Below are 15,971 nucleotides of genomic sequence, written 5' to 3'. Positions count from 1 at the left end.
GCTTCGTGTTTTTGAACTCATTTCCAATAGCCTTTCCCTAGCATGAACTCGAACCCTAAAGCCATTAGTTTGCGGGTCAATTTTCGATAGCGGTCGTCAGGTATATCAATAAAATTGATCCATATTTTTCCTGTTGTTCCTATACGTTCATCGACAATAGAAATACCTAAGCCCGTGGCCTGCTCTATTAGTCTATCTATGCTTGACGCCTTTGCAGGCGAGGTGGTGATCGCAGGCGAATGTATGGCAGAGGCATCTGAATGTATCTGATTGGCTTCTTGTGAGTGCGCGGCCTCGCTAGGCTGGGAAGGAGCATCTTGAGCAACCTCCTCTTTGGGAAATAGATATCCAAAGAATGCGCTCGATAAAGCATCGATGCGGCTAGGTTGCATCAACTTTCGGATTGCTTTGGCTTCGATCTGGCGAATACGTTCTCTTGTGACCTCGTATCGCTGGCCAATGTCATCTAGCGTCAATGAGTCGCCGACCCCGATCCCGTAGCGTAGCCGAATAATTTGCTCTTCCCTCGGCTTGAGCGTGGCCAGAACTCTGCCAATTGTTTTGTGCACCTCGGATTTGAGCGCGATGTCAAAAGGGTCAGGCGAAACGAAATCCGACTGTGCATCGACGGCAATCATTTCATCAATAGGTAGATCATGTATTGGTAGCGGTTCAGGAGCTATGCTTAGAAGCGCTGATACTTTCCGGGCAGACATTTCCATGCGGGTCGCGACTTCATTCAGATTAGGCTCTCGTCCAATCTCGGATTCAAGCGCAAGGGTTTCGCGAGTGAGACGTTGAGTCTTCTCATAAACATGGACAGGAACGCGAATTGTTCTGCCTTTGTCGGCGACATGGCGCCCAATTTGCTGGCGTATCCACCAGGTAGCATAAGTGGAAAATTTGAATCCTCGGCGCCAATCGTAGCGTTCAATGGCTTTCAACAGGCCAATGTTTCCCTCTTGCGCCAAGTCGTCCAAGGGTTCGCCACTATAGAGATACTTTTTTGCGAGATGGAAAACGAGCTTTAAATTTGCGGCCGCCATCCGCTCTCGGGCGGCTTGGTAAGCCTTCATAGCGTTGTTATATTCGAATGCCGCAGAGCCTGGATTACCATTGGGTTCAGCGTCAGCCAGCTCCAAGAGAAAGCGGCGGTTCAATCGGAGGGACGATAGCGTGTCGCGGACGGCCTGCCATTGAGCTCCGCGCTGAGCTGGAACTATCGGAAGGCTGGCAAGTCTGTCCACCGCATCTGAGAATTCTGACGCGAAATCCCCAAGTGGGAGGCTGACGTCGAATTGCGAGTCTTCATCGGATTCGACTTCTTCATCAGACTGATCTAGGCCAGCCATCTCGGCATCGCTTTCGCTATCAGGCTCTGATTCAAGGTCTGGTTGCGCTTCGGTCGGTCCACGCGATAGCCAAGTTAGAGGTTTTTGCTTGGACTTGATCATGCTCCCGGCGGCCAGCGCAAGGCTAATCCCGCGAGGCCAAGTTGCCAAGACGTCAAGCGCTCGTTCAAGTTCGACTTCCATGGCTTTGCCTAGCTCGACCTCTTCGTCGGCCGAAATTAGCCTCTCTCGCTGGAATTCCTTTTGGTAGATGCGGAGAGGTTCTGAGTAGCGACTAGTCACGTTGTCAATAAATGCTAACGTATCCGCAACTATTTCTTCCTCATCCGGATTTTCCTCGGGCTTGACGAAGACCTCGAAATTTTCGTTTGAACTGACGTATTCGAGTCGCTCATCAACTTCGGCACCAAGATCGTTGATAACCATGGTTAGCAGTGCCTCAGCTTCGGGGTTTTCCGATTGGTCATCGTTTAGCGACAAGGCTTCGAGCGACGCACGAGGAACGCTGCCCTCTCGATAAGCTCGAAGCAGCAACGCGCGCAGCAGTTCGCGGGTTTCGGCGTCGCCAGTGCGAGCCAACGGCATCGAGCGCTCCGGCAGGTATAGATCAATGTCCTCCCAATCTTCCGACGAATCTATTGGCTCGTGCTTTGAAATGGACTCTTGGAGCGTGCTTGCTGCTTGGGCCACAGACGGATCGACCGCGGGAGGGGGCATGTCCTCCTCCGGCTCCCAGCCGGACAAGTCAAATTCGAGCCCTGTTTCCAGCTCGTCCTCTTTTATGTCGATTTGGATATTGAGTAGAGCGATATCCTCAGCTCTGTTCGTGGCGCCGAAGGTTAGGGGCGGCTCTACGGCTGGATTGCCTGGGGAGGAGCAAGCTTCTCTTGGAGACGGAACCACGTTAGGGAGCGATCTGTCAGATGTATCGATCGGAAAAATCACAGGCATCAATATCGAAGCCGCTTCGTGCGCTCCTGCGTCAACGGCGATGGCATGCGCTGTTTTTCCTGACGGGGCTAGTAAACCTTTGTTCGCTCCTGCGTCGAGCAGGAGTTTACATATAGTAAATTTGTTTCTGGCCGCCGACAGCATCAGGGGCGTGAGTCCATTTCCATCTCGCGCATTGAGATCGTCGCCTCGATCGATGTGAATTCGAACCGCGCTCTCGACTCCTGCCACGACTGCCATTTTTAGGAAACGATTGAGAGGACGCATGTCGGCAATATTCGTGTCGATCATCCGCACGTTTGCGTCCGGGCCTCTGCAGCGAAGTGACTGCGCTCAAAAATGAAACTTTTTAGACACTTTGTCGCTGTCATGTTGCATTGTTTATTTGATATTTTCGATGTTCCGCTGGGCATGTTTTCTCTGCCAAATTGTGTTATAAAACAAATTTCTTGTATTTGAGTAAATTCTACAGCAGATGGCTAGAGACAGCACGCTTCATGTTCATTTTTCAATAAGCTTATTTTGCAATTGTAAAAAAGTGCGATAAATGCCGGGGGCTCGGCAGAATCCTTGTGATTGATAAAGTGGAGACTGTTCGGCGTTATCTAAATGGCATCCCTCTTGGGATTTTTCTTTGATTGGGCTCACTGGTGAATGATCCGAAGAAGCTTTTTGTTGATGCGCGTATGACCGGAATGTGCATTTTTTGCGGAGCCAAGCCTGATACTCGGGATCATTGTCCGTCAAAAGTGTTGCTCGACGAACCCTTTCCATTGAACCTCCCAGTCGTGGCAGCATGTGAACAATGTAATCAGTCGTTTTCAAGTGACGAACGATATTTGGCATGCCTAGTGGAATGCGTGATATGTGGATCGGCAGATCCTGCTTTAGTCCGGCGCGACAATATCCGGCGTATTCTCTCGCAGGTTCCACAGCTTGCCGCGCAGATTCAATCGTCGATGTCCTTGGACTTACTTGGAGATAAGACTTGGAGTGTTGAGATGGATCGTGTTCGAAATGTGGTCTTGAAGCTCGCGCGGGGGCATCTTGATTACGAACTCAGCATCCAGGAGTTTGGAGAGCCGGACGTGTTCGAAATCGTCCCGTTTGCCCTTATGGATGAGGCCCAGCAGGCGTTTTTCGAGAGTCCTGAGCTTGGTGTGATGGCTGTCTGGCCCGAGTTGGGATCGAGGGCATTCATGAGAGCTTTACCATCCGGAGCGAGGGTCGCAGACGGTTGGATAGAGGTTCAAGATGGGCGATACCGGTATCTTGCCGGGCAGACTGATGGTAATTACGTGCATATTGTGCTCAGCGAATATCTCGCGTGCCGTGTTGTGTGGGCGTAGGGATTTCTATCATAGTGTTTTTATCTTGGGTCAAACGCAGGGCGCGAATGACTGAATTCAACGTCTAGTTTAAGCAGATCCATAGCATGCATATTGAGGCAAAATTTTACGAAACCTATTATTTATGTTCCATCGTTGATGGAATATTAAAGAACAGGTTTGAGCATATCGTGGCTTTGGAGGCATTTCATTGCGATGGGCAATGGGCAGGATGGTTTGCTCCCTACAAAAAATATTCCGTATTCCACCAGTTCATTGAATTTGTTGTCCGGGATGTTCACTCCGAACAGGCGGAAGAGGTGGAGTTGCCCTCTTGCCATAGCATGACGGATTTAGGCAGACAGATAGTCACGAAATTTGGTGATTCTTATGCTTACAAGCTTCCAATTGAAAATGCCTTTGATCGTCACGGTATTGATTATCAGAGCTTTGCGGATCATTTGGCCGATTTGGGCAAGTCATACCTTGATGCCGATGACGATGATGTATATGATTTCATGAATGAGATATGGTTGTCTGAGTCATATGAAAAGCTTATGGATCAAACGGTTGGAGAGGTCTTCCATGTATTGTTTCAAAACCGGAAATTGTTATTAAATTTCAATGTTTACATGTCGAGTATTCTGAGTGGCGCTACCGTAGAGGATGCGGAGGATTTGGATCATACATTGCTTTCTCCTCGCGGAACTTTGCTTCGAGTTAGGCCGCCAAAGTGGGCGCAACGCGCCGTTTTCTATCGAGACCGTGGGCGCTGCGTCTTGTGCGACAGTGATTTATCTGGTTTGGCGAATATCGAGAATGTGGAAAACTATGATCACATTGTTTCTCTCGCGCAGTTTGGACTAAATGACGTCAGCAATTTGCAATTGCTCTGCGTGCATTGCAACCAAATTGAAAAAAAGGACGGGGCCGCCATTACTTCTGGGCGCTATCAATCATGGTATTCCACCGACTAATGTTTGGATGACTTGGTCTGACTCCGCGCCTGGTAGAGCGACAACAATAGCTATTATGGGTTTTCAATCTTGGCTGGCCAACGCGACGCCTATGGGAACTTGTCCGTTTTCGAGCTAACCGGACGGCCGCCCCATGGACATCTGCGCGGCCATCCTAACGGGCCGGTTTACGGGCGTGTCCGAGCGCCTTACTATCCACGAATTTGGCGGGCGGGCCGCAGTTGCGTCGTCCAAAGCTTTCCACGACGCCGAGCGAGCTGAGTTGGATGCCACGGTGCGCGATGGCTCGCATTCGCGCACGACAGGAAGAGATTTGCACTAGCTATAGATCATAGGGGGCACGATGGTCAGCATCAATGATGATAAATCATTCAAGTTAGCTTTGATCACTGAGGATTTGCAAGGAGACCAGTCCAAAGACGGTTTCGTTGCAGTGTGCGAGCAAGCGAGAGCGGCTATGAGTGCGCACGATATCGGCAGTGATTTTCGTCGTGCCTACCTCAGTTGCATGAGCGATCCTAAGGTCCTTGTGAGCCAAATCCAGGCTGACATGATGGACAACTACATGATCGCAGCCTTCGCATGCATGGAGCTGGGCGTCCCGAAGCACTTTCCATTGATCGCATGGGCCGCGCTGAATAAGATGGACTTCGAGGGCTTGCGCGGTGAGATTGCCTGCATGCGCGTGCTGATGTGGGGCGGCTTCGACGTGAACGGACAAACACCGGAAGGCGGCATTTCCGCGCTCCATGCAATGTGCAATTTGAAATGGGGCAGGGGAGCTCATCCAAGGGCTGTGCATCATCTCATTGAGAACGGTGCCAACGTCAACATTCAATCTGCGACGGGCGACACGCCGATGACTACTCTGTGCGGCACCGCGACATGGAACGAAGACATCGATAGAACGTTTTATTTGCTGTTCGATGCTGGCGCGGACCTGGAGATTGAGGCCGCGGATGGCACCTCGGCTTGGCTCCTGCTTCAAAGCCAGCAGAAAGAAAATTCCCACCCCTTGCGTGAGCAACTCATTTCAGATTTGTCAGAATGACTTCCTGTGCGCATGCTGAATGGCGATGCAGGCAACGCCTGCGTGCCGATGGGAGAAGGACGTCCAGAATTCCATTCGACAAACATTCCACCAAAATGATATTATTCGGCCGCGCTCAGCGCATGTTTCCCCTATGAAAGCGACCAATCTGCGCACCCCATTCACACTGCAGGGGTCGCAAGTTCGAAACTTGCACTTCCCACCAGAATTCGTTTGATATTAAAGGCTTACACTGATGAGGTGTAAGCCTTTTTTTGTTTAGTGCGCAAGAAGTACAGAAGTACAGAAAACGGTCTTGAGGCGCTGTGGATGCCGCGGCCCGCATTCTGTGGTGTGATCTGCCTGCGCCTGGCGGCACCCGCCCGTCAAAAATCCACGGCGGCCGACAGCTGCAAGGTGCGCGGTGCCGACTGCGAGACGGTGCCATACGAGGCCACGCCGGCCCAGTAATGGCGGTCGAACGCGTTCATTAGCCCGCCGCGCAAGGTCGTTGCCTTGCCGGCGATGGCCGTGCGGTAGCGCAAGCCCAGGTCGACCTTGGTCCATGACGGCACCGACTGCAGGTTCGTCTGGTCCAGATACTGCTTGCCAGTGTAGCTGACGGCGCCCGTGGCCGTCAGGCCGGACCAGTACGGCAAATCCCATTCGCCGCCCAGGTTGGCCATGGCCGTCGGCACGCCGACGGGGCGCTTGCCCATGGTGGCGGCGCTGTTGGTCTTCACCAGGCGGCCGTCGAGCAAAGTGATGCCGGCCAACAGGCGCACGGCCTTGCTGGCGGCGCCGGACAGGTTCAGTTCCAGTCCCCGGTTACGCTGCTCGCTATCCATGCTGTAGACCTTGCCATACAGCTGGCCGCTGGGTTTGCTGACCTGGAACAGCGCCAGGGTCGCCAGCACCACACCAAAATCGGCCTTGGTGCCCACTTCATACTGCTTGCTCTTGTATGGCGCGAACACCTGGCCCGCGTTGCTGGCGATGTTCGGTGCGATATCGCCCTTGCTCAAGCCCTCGATATAGTTTGCATACAGCGAGACGTTGCGCAGCGGCTTGACGACGATGCCGGCCAGCGGCGTCAGGGCGCCTTGCTTGTAATGCGTGCTCAGTGCGCCCGTGGTGGCGTGGTAGTTTTTCGATTCCACCAGTTGGCGGCGCACCCCCAGGGTCAGTTGCACGCGCTGGTCCAGCATGTCCAAGGTATCGGCCACGGCCAGGCTGGAGAGAGTGGAGGCGGACAGTTTCGGCGCGCGGGCCGGCGCGGCAATGCCGGGATCGGGCACGGCCGCGGGATGGTAGATGTTTGAGGCGATCAGTTTGCCGGAATTGCTGACGCTGCCAAATTTGTCCTGGTAGACATTGCCCATCACGACCAGCGCATGCTCGATACCGCCCGTGCGAAAGCGCGCGCGCACGCCCGTGTCGCCGCTAGCGCGCCGCACGCGAAACTTCCAGTTCATGGGCGTGACCGTCATGTCGCCCGCCGCACTGATGATGGTCGGCGTCTGGTCCGAATAGCGCGAGACGTCGGAACGTGTGCCGCCCACGTCGGCGAACACGGTGAGGTTATCGTTCAGGTCGTATTCGAGCTTGCCCAAGGTGGCCAGATCGTTGGACTTCCACCAACTCCAGGATTGGGTGATGTTGCGCCGGCCATCGGGCGCTGCCGGCACCGGCAGGCGCGCCGCCACGAGGAAGGGGCGCGTGGGAGCGTCGATCCACTGGTATTGTTCGATCACGTCGAGCGAGGCGCGCAGCCGCTGGCCCTGGTAATCGAGGGCGACAGCCACCACTTCCGCGCGCGACGTCTGGTGGTCGAGCGGCGTCTTGCCCTGGCGGTGCAAGCCATTGAAGCGCACGCCGAAGCGCCGTTCCTCGCCGAAGCGGCGGCTGACGTCGACGGCCGCGCCCAGCTGCAAGCTTGCACCATAATCAAGGGTCAAGCGCGTCAGGTCGCGCGGCAAGGAGCGTTTCGGCACGGCATTGACGACGCCGCCCACGCCGCCGTTCGGCGACATGCCGTACAGCAGGGCGGCCGGTCCCTTGAGCACTTCCACGCTCTGCAGATATTCGGTAAACAGGTGGTAATTGGGCGAGACGCCATACACGCCGTCAAATGCCACTTCGCTCAAGTTGCCTTCGTTGAGGGGGAAGCCGCGGATGAAGAAGGAATCCGTGACGCCGCCGATCTGGCCCGTGAATCGGGTGGAGGGGTCGCCGCCCAGCACCTCGGCCAGGGTCAGCGCCTGTTGGTCCAGCATGCGCTGGCTGGTGTAGCTGTTGACGCTGAACGGCGTATCGAGCAAGTCTTTTTCGCCCAGCATGCCGGCGCGCGCGCTCTTGGCGATCTGTCCGCCGGCATCGGCTTCCGCTTGTCCGTTGACAAGCACGGTGGCAACCGGGGTGGACGCATCGCTTGTCGCCTGGGCAATCGCCTGCGGCGTCACGCTGGCAACGAGCAGGCCGGCGAGGATCAATCGGGTGGTGTGGCGGGGGAGGGCAGTGTGAACGTGTGGAGTCGGCATCAAGTCAAGGCGTAAAGTTGGTAGAGAAGAAACCGTAGCTACTATACTATAAATGAGAATCATTTCTATTTAAAGTTGCTGAAATACCCAATACTGCCGTGGCCGCATTCATGCCCCGCGCGCGCGTGAAGCCTATTTCAGTACGTAAAATGGCCATCCTGGCCCGGCAGCTTCCAATATTTGCTGTCTTATATAAGATTCGTCGCCATCGGATACACAAACAGCGGCAGGACAGTCTAAAATACGTAGTGGGCAAGCACGGCGTCACCGCCGACACACTAGCTGTCCAAAGCAAGGCTAACCGTCCTGTGTTTGGAATGAAGAAAGTTAACCACCAGGCATCACCGCATACAAGGGAATGAACATGGCAACACAAAAATCCAAAATCATCTACACGCTGACTGACGAGGCGCCGCTGCTCGCGACGTATTCCCTGCTGCCGATTATCAAAAAATTCACCGCGCCGGCTGGCGTGGATGTCGTCGCCACTGATATTTCGGTGGCGTCGCGTGTACTGGCCGAATTTCCCGAATTCCTGACGGATGCGCAAAAAGTCCCGAATACTCTGGCTGAACTGGGCAAATTGACCCAGAATCCAGACACCAACATCATCAAACTGCCGAACATCAGCGCTTCCCAAGGTCAATTGATCGCTTGCGTGCGCGAATTGCAAGGCCGTGGCTACAAGCTGCCAGACTATCCGGAAGACGCGAAGACGGAAGAAGAAAAAGCCTTGAAGGCCCGTTACGGCAAGTGCATCGGCAGCTCGGTCAATCCGGTCCTGCGTGAAGGCAATTCCGACCGCCGCGCACCGAAGGCGGTCAAAGAGTATGCACGCAAGCACCCGCATTCGATGGGCGAGTGGAGCCAGGCATCGCAAACCCACGTCTCGCACATGCATCATGGCGACTTTTACCATGGCGAAAAATCGTTGACCCTGGAAAAGGCCCGCGATGTCAAGATGGAACTGGTCACCGCCTCGGGCAAGACCATCGTGCTGAAGCCGAAGGTTTCCCTGCAAGCAGGCGAAATCATCGACAGCATGTTCATGAGCAAGAAAGCGCTGCTGGAGTTCTACGAGAAAGAAATCGACGATGCCTTCAAGACGGGCGTGATGTTCTCGCTGCACGTCAAGGCGACCATGATGAAGGTCTCGCACCCGATCGTCTTCGGCCACTGCGTGCGCATTTTCTACAAGGACGCGTTCGCCAAGCACGCCGCGCTTTTCGACAAGCTGGGCGTGAATGTCAACAATGGCATGAGCAACCTGTACGACAAGATCGAAACCCTGCCAGCATCGCAAAAAGATGAAGTGCTGAAAGATCTGCACGCCTGCCACGCGAATCGTCCGGAACTGGCCATGGTCGATTCGGCCAAGGGCATCACCAACTTCCATTCGCCGAACGACATCATCGTCGACGCGTCGATGCCGGCCATGATCCGCATCGGCGGCAAGATGTGGGGTGCCGATGGCCGTCCGAAAGATGTCAAGGCAGTCATGCCGGAATCGACTTTCGCGCGTATTTACCAGGAAATGATCGGTTTCTGCAAATGGCATGGCAACTTCGATCCGAAGACCATGGGCACCGTGCCGAACGTGGGCCTGATGGCGCAGCAAGCGGAAGAATACGGTTCGCACGACAAGACCTTTGAAGTGCCGGAAGGTGGCATTGCCAACATCACCGACCTGGAAACGGGCGAAGTGCTGCTGACGCAAACGGTGGAAGAGGGCGATATCTGGCGCATGTGCCAGGTCAAGGACGCGCCGATCCGCGACTGGGTCAAGCTGGCTGTCACGCGTGCGCGCAATTCGGGCATGCCTGCCGTGTTCTGGCTCGATTCCTATCGTCCGCACGAGAACGAAGTCATCAAAAAGGTACAGGTATATCTGAAGGAGCACGACACCAAGGGCCTGGACATCCAGATCATGTCGCAGACGCGCGCCATGCGCTACACCCTGGAGCGCGCCTTCCGCGGCCTGGACACCATCTCCGTGACCGGCAACATCCTGCGCGATTACCTGACCGACCTGTTCCCGATCCTGGAACTGGGCACCAGCGCCAAGATGCTGTCGATCGTGCCGTTGATGGCCGGTGGCGGCATGTACGAAACGGGCGCTGGCGGTTCGGCACCGAAACACGTCAAGCAACTGGTGGAAGAAAACCATTTGCGCTGGGATTCGCTGGGTGAATTCCTGGCCCTGGCCGTGTCGCTGGAAGACATGGGCATCAAAACGGGCAATGCGAAGGCCAAAATCCTCGCGAAAACCCTGGATGAAGCCACCGGCAAGCTGCTGGATAACAACAAGTCGCCATCGCCACGTACCGGCGAACTCGACAATCGCGGCAGCCATTTCTACTTGGCCATGTACTGGGCGCAAGCCCTGGTAGCGCAGAAGGACGATGCGGAACTGGCAGCGCATTTCGCGCCATTGGCAAAAGCCCTGGCCGAGAATGAAGAGAAGATCGTTGCCGAGCTGAAAGCAGTGCAAGGCAAGGAAACGGATATTGGCGGCTACTATCTGCCCGATCCGGCGAAGACGGAAGCGGTCATGCGTCCTAGCGCCAGCCTGAATGCGGTGCTGGACAGCATCTGATGCAGTCCTGACAGGCAGTAAGTTCTTTACCGCTGCCTGATAAAAAACAACGCCGCCGGGAGTGATCCCGGCGGCGTTTTTCATTTCTTTACCGATTATTTGTAATGTTTGTAGACGGTGGTGCTGCCATTGTTTTTGACCAGCAAGACGTCATACGCATCTTTGCGCGGCCCTTCCATGCCTGGCGAACCCATGGGCATTGCCGGCACGGCCAGGCCTCTGGCCTTAGGTTTCTCGCGCAGCAACTGCTTGATCTCGCTGGCTGGCACATGGCCTTCGATGGCGTAGCCATTGACGAGGCCCGTGTGGCAGGAACCGAGCGCGTCGGGAATGCCTGCCAGCTTGCGATATTGCGCCGGCATCTCGACGTTCTTTGCGCGCACGGTAAAACCGTTCGCTTCCAGGTGCTCGATCCATGCGGTGCAGCAGCCGCACGAAGCGCTTTTATAGACGTCGATGACGGGGGCGGCGGCCAAGGCCAGCAGGGGTACGCCCAGCATGGCGGCGCAGACGCCGCGCAGGAGAGTTTTTCGGATCATGGTCTTATCTTTCAAGTACTGAATCAATGGAAGATGGCCGTGGACGCAATGCTCCATGGACATGCTTATGTCGGATGCCGGTGGATGGCGTAGCGCGAAATCAGGCGTGCCGGGGTGGCCGGCGCGGGCCGTCGGGCACGAAACCAGCAGGTAGCGGGGTAGTTGTCATTGTCACGCTTTCCGCGCCGCTGCAGGCGGGAAGAGCGGGGGCGATGGAGGGGGGCACGAGCGCGCCCATGCAGAAGGCGGAACAGACGCCGCAAACGGCATGCCGCTCGCCGGGCGCGCTATCCGCGCCGGCCATGTCGGGCGTTGCCTGGACCTGGTGGCAAGACTGCGCGATGGCGCGCGCCGGCACCTTGTGCGCTACTCCCTGCGCGCCATGTGCACAGGACATGCGCATGCCCGCTGCGGCCGCTTGCAGCGACAGCAGCGTCATCAATATCAGGATCAGCCATGTCTTGAAGAATCGCATCATCGCTGAAAAGTATACCACGGGGCAGGCGGGCCGGTCTGCGTCCCAGATCAAATGCCCAGCGTGCGGCGGGCCACGGCCAGCGGCTTGCGCAGCACGTGGTAGATCAGCGGCGCCCAGCCGCCGTACAGTTTGGCCGTGCCTTTCAAGCCAATGCGCTGCACCGGCTCGCCAGGCGCCAGGTCGGCCTTCAAATGATAGGCGACGACGCCTTCGCCGCTCAGCGTCGGTTCGTAGCTGGACTGGGTCAGCACGCCGGCGACGGTGCCCAGCGGCGCCACGTTCAGGTACAGCTTGACGCTGGCGCCCGGTTCCAGGCTGAGCGCATCGTCGACGGGCAGGCGGATGGCGATCTGCACCTTGGCCGGATCGGCCAGCAAGATGATGCGTTCGCCCGTCTGCACGGGTTTGCCCAGCCAGTCGTTCTGGTCCGAAAACACGGCGATGCCGGCTGCGGGGGCGCGTACCTGGATGCGGTCGAGCATGTCCTGCACGTATTGCGCTTCGGCCGACTTTTCTTCCAGGCGCGCGTTCAGCGATGACAGGTCGGCCTTGCTGGCGCCGTCATTGAACGATTTTTGCGTGGCGCGCAGGTATTCGGCCGCCGCCACCGCGCGCGACTTGGCCGCCACTTCGTTGCGGTTGCGCGCGCTCGTGTCTTCCAGCGCGAACAGGGGTGCGCCCGCCGCCACCATCTGGTTCGGCTTGACAAAAAAGCGCGCCACTACGCCATCTTGCGGTGCGGCGATCAGCTTGGCATCCTTGCCGATGATTTCGGCCGGCGCCAGCACTGTCAGGCGCATGGGGATCAGCGCCACCAGCACGGCGGCCAGCCACAGGCGCTTGGGTCGGGTTTTCAGTTTCGCCACGCTGCTGCGCCAGCTTGACGGCCGCGCGCGCCAAGCCCACAAGGCTTGCCCGTAAGCGCCCGCGAGGCGCTCGACCAGCGCCGTTTCAGCCTCGCCAGCCGCGTTCTCCAGCGACAGCCACAGGCCGCCGACGCAGCCGCCAACGGGCGTGGGCAGGGCGACCAGCAAGACGCTGTGCGCGACCCATTCATCCCAGCCGGCACGCATCGCTTCCGGCAGTGCGTCGCGCGCCAATTGCCGCGCCTTGCCGGGAGCCAGGGTGGGCGCCACGTGCCGCAGGGCCTGGTTCATCCATTGCCGGTAGGGCGAGTCTGCCGGCAGCTCGGCCAGGCCGGATACCAACTTCAGCGAAGCGATGCCGGCGTCGTCCAGGCGCCACAGCACGGCCTGGCGGTAAGGCAGGATGCGCCAACTGTCGTTAACGGCGATGAATTCGACGGCGTTTTCGCTGCCGGCCTGGCGCACGTCCTGCTCGATCTGGAGCAGGGTGCCTATGCTGTGCAAATTGATCGATGATTCTGGCAAAGTGCTTCCTGGTGAGGCGTGGAAAAGGTTGGCGTTCAGCGTTTGGTCGGCGCGAAACTGGCCACGCCGCTCATGCCTGGCAGCAGATTATCGGGATCGCCCAGCACCTCGCCTTCGATTTCAATCGACTGGCTGACGGCATCAACCCGGCCGTTGATGCGCTGCACCTTCGCTTCATAGGCCTTGCCCGTTTCATCGATCCGCAGCGTGAACGGCTGGCCCGGCTTGAGCCAGGACAGCCACAGCGAAGGCACGTTCAGCTGCACCTTGAGCTTGCGGTCATTGACGATCTCGATCAAGGGCTGGCCGATGTTGACGCTGGCGTACTGTTTGGCCAGCAAGCGGGTGACCCGGCCGGCAAACGGCGCGACGATATTGCATTGCCGCAGTTGCGCCTGGTATAGCTGAATTTGCGCCTTGGACCTTTGCGCCGCCGCGCCTGCCTGCTGCACATCGATTTCGGCCACCGATTGCATCGATTGCAGCTTGACCTTCGATTCATAGGTTTGCTGGGCGCCGTAAAACTCGGCATTGGCCATTTTCAGGTGGGCATCCTGTTCATCGCAATTAAAGCGCAGCAAGACTTGGCCGGCCTTGATGGTGCTGCCCAGTTTGACGGAGATCTGCTCGATGCGGCCCGCCATTTGTGACGCCAAGACGCTTTCCTGGTCGGCCGCGACCAGTACCCGTATCGTCTTGTTCGCTTCGGTGGGGGCCGCCTTGGCCGGCGCCACCGGCGCCGCCGCCAGGGCGCCGGCCGACAGCAGGGTCGATAGCACCGCAGCGGCGCCGCCCAGGGTGCAACGGTACAGTAGGCGCATCAATTGCTCGCCTGGCGGCGGCTGGCAGCGTCACCGCGCAGCAGGCTGCTGATCTTGGCGGCGGCCGATTCCGCCGCCGCCTGGCCGAACACGGGCCAGGCCGAGGCCACGCTGTCGGGAATGGCCGAGCGGTAGGGGATGGTTGCCAGGGTCACGTCACCGCGCTTGAGCAGCCAGGTCACTTCGACCGAGCGCATGCCGGCGCTGGGCAGGCCCACGCTGGCCGTGGCGCTGATCACGGGCGTGTGCTCGCCGGCCAAGCCGCTCACCGCCGCGCCATGTTCGGGCAGGCGCGCGCGCAGCAGGGCGGCCAGGTCCAGGCCGCTGCCGGCCGGGGTGGCGATGCTGCCGAAGGTCACTTGCGGCGCGGGCGGCGCGCTGTCTGCCGTATGGAAGCTGGTTTTGCGCCAATCCTGGTCGGCCTTTGCCAGTTGCGCCGTGAAGGCGCTGACGCTGCTACTTTGCGGCTGCTCGGGCAGCAAGTCGGCACCCACCGAGTTGGCCACGCGGGCGTAGGCGCTTTGCAAATTGGCCAGGGCGACATAACGCTGCATTTCCGACAGCGCGGCCCGCACTTCCGTGCGCAGCAATTCCATTTCCGATTCGGCGCTGGCCTTGGTGGCGGACAAAGTGTGCTGTTCGATGCGGGCGTCGACCTTGGCCGCCTGGCTGCTGACGAAGTAGTCGGCACGCGCTTCCTGGAAGCGCTGGGTGGCGATGCGCACCTGTGTCAGCACGGCCATCGTCAGTGCGATGCGGCGCGTGTCGTCCAGTTGGGCCTGGCTTTCCTGGGCGCGCTTGGTGGCCGGGTAGGCGAAGGCGCGCATCAGGTTCAGCGAGACGGTGCTGCCAGCCTCGCCCCAGGTGTTGTTGAGCAGGAATTTATTGCTGTCGCGGTTACTCGACAGGTTCAGCTCGATGCCTGGCAGGAAGGCCAGCAGGGCCTTGCGTCCTTCCAGCACGGAGATTTTCTTGCGGTAGTCTTCCTCGCGCAATTCCGGCCGGTTGTTCAGCGCCGCCAGGTCGAGCGCGTTCAAATCGTCGAACGGCTGCAGTTTGCTGGTTTCCTGCTCTTCCTGTCCGGCGGACAAAGTCACCACGGCACCGGGGCGCAGATTGATCAGGGCGTTCAATTCGGACTTGGCCAGTATCAATTCCTGGCGCCGCGCCACGATTTGCTGGTGCAGGTCGAGCATGGCGCGCTGGTAGGCCAGCGCCTGCAGCGGCGGCAGCATGCGTTCCGTTTCCATGCGCTCGCTGCGCAGCAGGGCTTCCTTGACGCGATTCAGCAAGACGTCCATGCGCGGCAGCGTTTGCTGGGCGACATAGGCGCGCCAGAACGCCTGGCGCACATCCTGTGAAATATTCTGCACCACCTTGCGTTTGCGTTCTTCGGCAATCATCACTTGCACGGCTTGCTGCTGGGCGCGCACATAGCTGACACCGAAATCGAGCACGTTCCAGGCCAGCACCGCGTTCTGGGTGTTGCGCGTGCGCTCCTGAGCGCCCGAGAACAGATTGCTTTCCACGCCCGTGCTCAGGTCGACCGAGCGCGAACCGGCATCGTTGCTGCGCGAACTGTAGCCTGCCGCCACGGTCAGGCGCGGCAGCATGTCGTACTTGGCCAGGTCGAGCTGGCTCGACGCCATGCTTTGCTCCATCGAGCGCAGGCGGTAATCGTAGTTGTACTTCAGCGCGCGCGCGAACGCTTCATGCAGCGTGACCTCGCCGGTGACAGGTTCGACATCCTTGAACAGGGTCTCCACATCGTTGCGCGCGCGGGCGTTGCGGGTTTCCGCATCGATAGGCTCGGGCAAGACGCTGCAGGCGCTCAGCGCGGCGCCCAGCAGGATGGCCAATGGCAGACGGCGCAGCGTTGCCGGGGGCGCGCTTCGGATGGTGCGGGTGACACTGGTAAGGAAAATCATCAATAGTGCTCCTGGGTTATGAAGTCTTGTCATGTGTTCT

Annotated in this window: 11 protein-coding genes; 4 read left to right on the top strand and 7 right to left on the bottom strand. The window is 58.1% G+C overall.

Annotated features, from left to right (window positions below; genetic code table 11):
- Window positions 1-17: 17 nt before the first annotated feature.
- Entirely contained in the window at window positions 18-2,594 is a 2,577-nt protein-coding gene (locus ACQ4W7_RS04305; RefSeq protein ID WP_436528706.1) for a sigma-70 family RNA polymerase sigma factor, read from the bottom strand.
- A 359-nt stretch (window positions 2,595-2,953) separates the two neighbouring features.
- Here ACQ4W7_RS04305 and ACQ4W7_RS04300 point away from each other — a divergent pair, with 359 nt between their 5' ends.
- From ACQ4W7_RS04300 to ACQ4W7_RS04290, 3 genes are all read left to right on the top strand, one after another.
- The gene (locus ACQ4W7_RS04300; protein ID WP_436528704.1) at window positions 2,954-3,652 is read left to right on the top strand and encodes a hypothetical protein; all 699 of its coding nucleotides are present in this window, start codon (window positions 2,954-2,956) and stop codon (window positions 3,650-3,652) included.
- A gap of 86 nt (window positions 3,653-3,738) precedes the next feature.
- Window positions 3,739-4,608, top strand: a complete 870-nt coding sequence (locus tag ACQ4W7_RS04295; RefSeq protein ID WP_436528702.1) for an HNH endonuclease — start codon at window positions 3,739-3,741, stop codon at window positions 4,606-4,608.
- 343 nt (window positions 4,609-4,951) lie between these two features.
- Window positions 4,952-5,659 (top strand): ankyrin repeat domain-containing protein, encoded by a 708-nt coding sequence (locus tag ACQ4W7_RS04290; RefSeq protein WP_436528700.1) that lies wholly within the window; start codon window positions 4,952-4,954, stop codon window positions 5,657-5,659.
- 365 nt (window positions 5,660-6,024) lie between these two features.
- Here the strand turns inward: ACQ4W7_RS04290 and ACQ4W7_RS04285 are convergent, their stop codons facing one another.
- Window positions 6,025-8,178 carry a TonB-dependent receptor gene (locus ACQ4W7_RS04285; protein WP_436528698.1) on the bottom strand — a complete coding sequence of 718 codons (2,154 nt, stop codon included), beginning with the start codon at window positions 8,176-8,178 and terminating at the stop codon, window positions 6,025-6,027.
- A gap of 364 nt (window positions 8,179-8,542) precedes the next feature.
- On the opposite strand from ACQ4W7_RS04285, the gene ACQ4W7_RS04280 reads away from it, so the two are divergent.
- The gene (locus tag ACQ4W7_RS04280; RefSeq protein WP_426074975.1) at window positions 8,543-10,774 is read left to right on the top strand and encodes an NADP-dependent isocitrate dehydrogenase; all 2,232 of its coding nucleotides are present in this window, start codon (window positions 8,543-8,545) and stop codon (window positions 10,772-10,774) included.
- Between the two features lie 95 nt (window positions 10,775-10,869).
- On the opposite strand, the gene ACQ4W7_RS04275 is transcribed toward ACQ4W7_RS04280, so the two are convergent.
- The 5 genes from ACQ4W7_RS04275 to ACQ4W7_RS04255 form a co-directional block, all read right to left on the bottom strand.
- Window positions 10,870-11,313 (bottom strand): DUF411 domain-containing protein, encoded by a 444-nt coding sequence (locus ACQ4W7_RS04275; protein WP_426074976.1) that lies wholly within the window; start codon window positions 11,311-11,313, stop codon window positions 10,870-10,872.
- Between the two features lie 100 nt (window positions 11,314-11,413).
- Window positions 11,414-11,791, bottom strand: a complete 378-nt coding sequence (locus tag ACQ4W7_RS04270; protein WP_426074977.1) for a hypothetical protein — start codon at window positions 11,789-11,791, stop codon at window positions 11,414-11,416.
- A gap of 47 nt (window positions 11,792-11,838) precedes the next feature.
- Window positions 11,839-13,182, bottom strand: a complete 1,344-nt coding sequence (locus ACQ4W7_RS04265) for an efflux RND transporter periplasmic adaptor subunit (protein ID WP_436528695.1) — start codon at window positions 13,180-13,182, stop codon at window positions 11,839-11,841.
- 35 nt (window positions 13,183-13,217) lie between these two features.
- Entirely contained in the window at window positions 13,218-14,003 is a 786-nt protein-coding gene (locus ACQ4W7_RS04260) for an efflux RND transporter periplasmic adaptor subunit (protein ID WP_426074979.1), read from the bottom strand.
- Window positions 14,003-15,931, bottom strand: coding sequence for a TolC family protein (locus ACQ4W7_RS04255; RefSeq protein ID WP_436528693.1), 1,929 nt, complete (start codon window positions 15,929-15,931; stop codon window positions 14,003-14,005). Before ACQ4W7_RS04255 ends, ACQ4W7_RS04260 begins: the two co-directional genes overlap by 1 nt.
- Between the last annotated feature and the right edge of the window lie 40 nt (window positions 15,932-15,971).

Source organism: Janthinobacterium algoris, assembly GCF_051380935.1.
Lineage (GTDB): Bacteria > Pseudomonadota > Gammaproteobacteria > Burkholderiales > Burkholderiaceae_D > Janthinobacterium.
The sequence above is the reverse complement of the archived record's forward strand: the minus strand, read 5'-3'. Positions and strand labels throughout refer to the sequence as shown.

Coding starts and splice junctions, on each gene's coding strand:
- ACQ4W7_RS04280 (WP_426074975.1), top strand. CDS start 8,543: ATGGCAACACAAAAATCCAAAATCATCTACACGCTGACTGACGAGGCG.
- ACQ4W7_RS04275 (WP_426074976.1), bottom strand. CDS start 11,313: ATGATCCGAAAAACTCTCCTGCGCGGCGTCTGCGCCGCCATGCTGGGC.
- ACQ4W7_RS04255 (WP_436528693.1), bottom strand. CDS start 15,931: ATGATTTTCCTTACCAGTGTCACCCGCACCATCCGAAGCGCGCCCCCG.
- ACQ4W7_RS04260 (WP_426074979.1), bottom strand. CDS start 14,003: ATGCGCCTACTGTACCGTTGCACCCTGGGCGGCGCCGCTGCGGTGCTA.
- ACQ4W7_RS04305 (WP_436528706.1), bottom strand. CDS start 2,594: ATGATCGACACGAATATTGCCGACATGCGTCCTCTCAATCGTTTCCTA.
- ACQ4W7_RS04295 (WP_436528702.1), top strand. CDS start 3,739: ATGCATATTGAGGCAAAATTTTACGAAACCTATTATTTATGTTCCATC.
- ACQ4W7_RS04285 (WP_436528698.1), bottom strand. CDS start 8,178: ATGCCGACTCCACACGTTCACACTGCCCTCCCCCGCCACACCACCCGA.
- ACQ4W7_RS04270 (WP_426074977.1), bottom strand. CDS start 11,791: ATGATGCGATTCTTCAAGACATGGCTGATCCTGATATTGATGACGCTG.
- ACQ4W7_RS04290 (WP_436528700.1), top strand. CDS start 4,952: ATGGTCAGCATCAATGATGATAAATCATTCAAGTTAGCTTTGATCACT.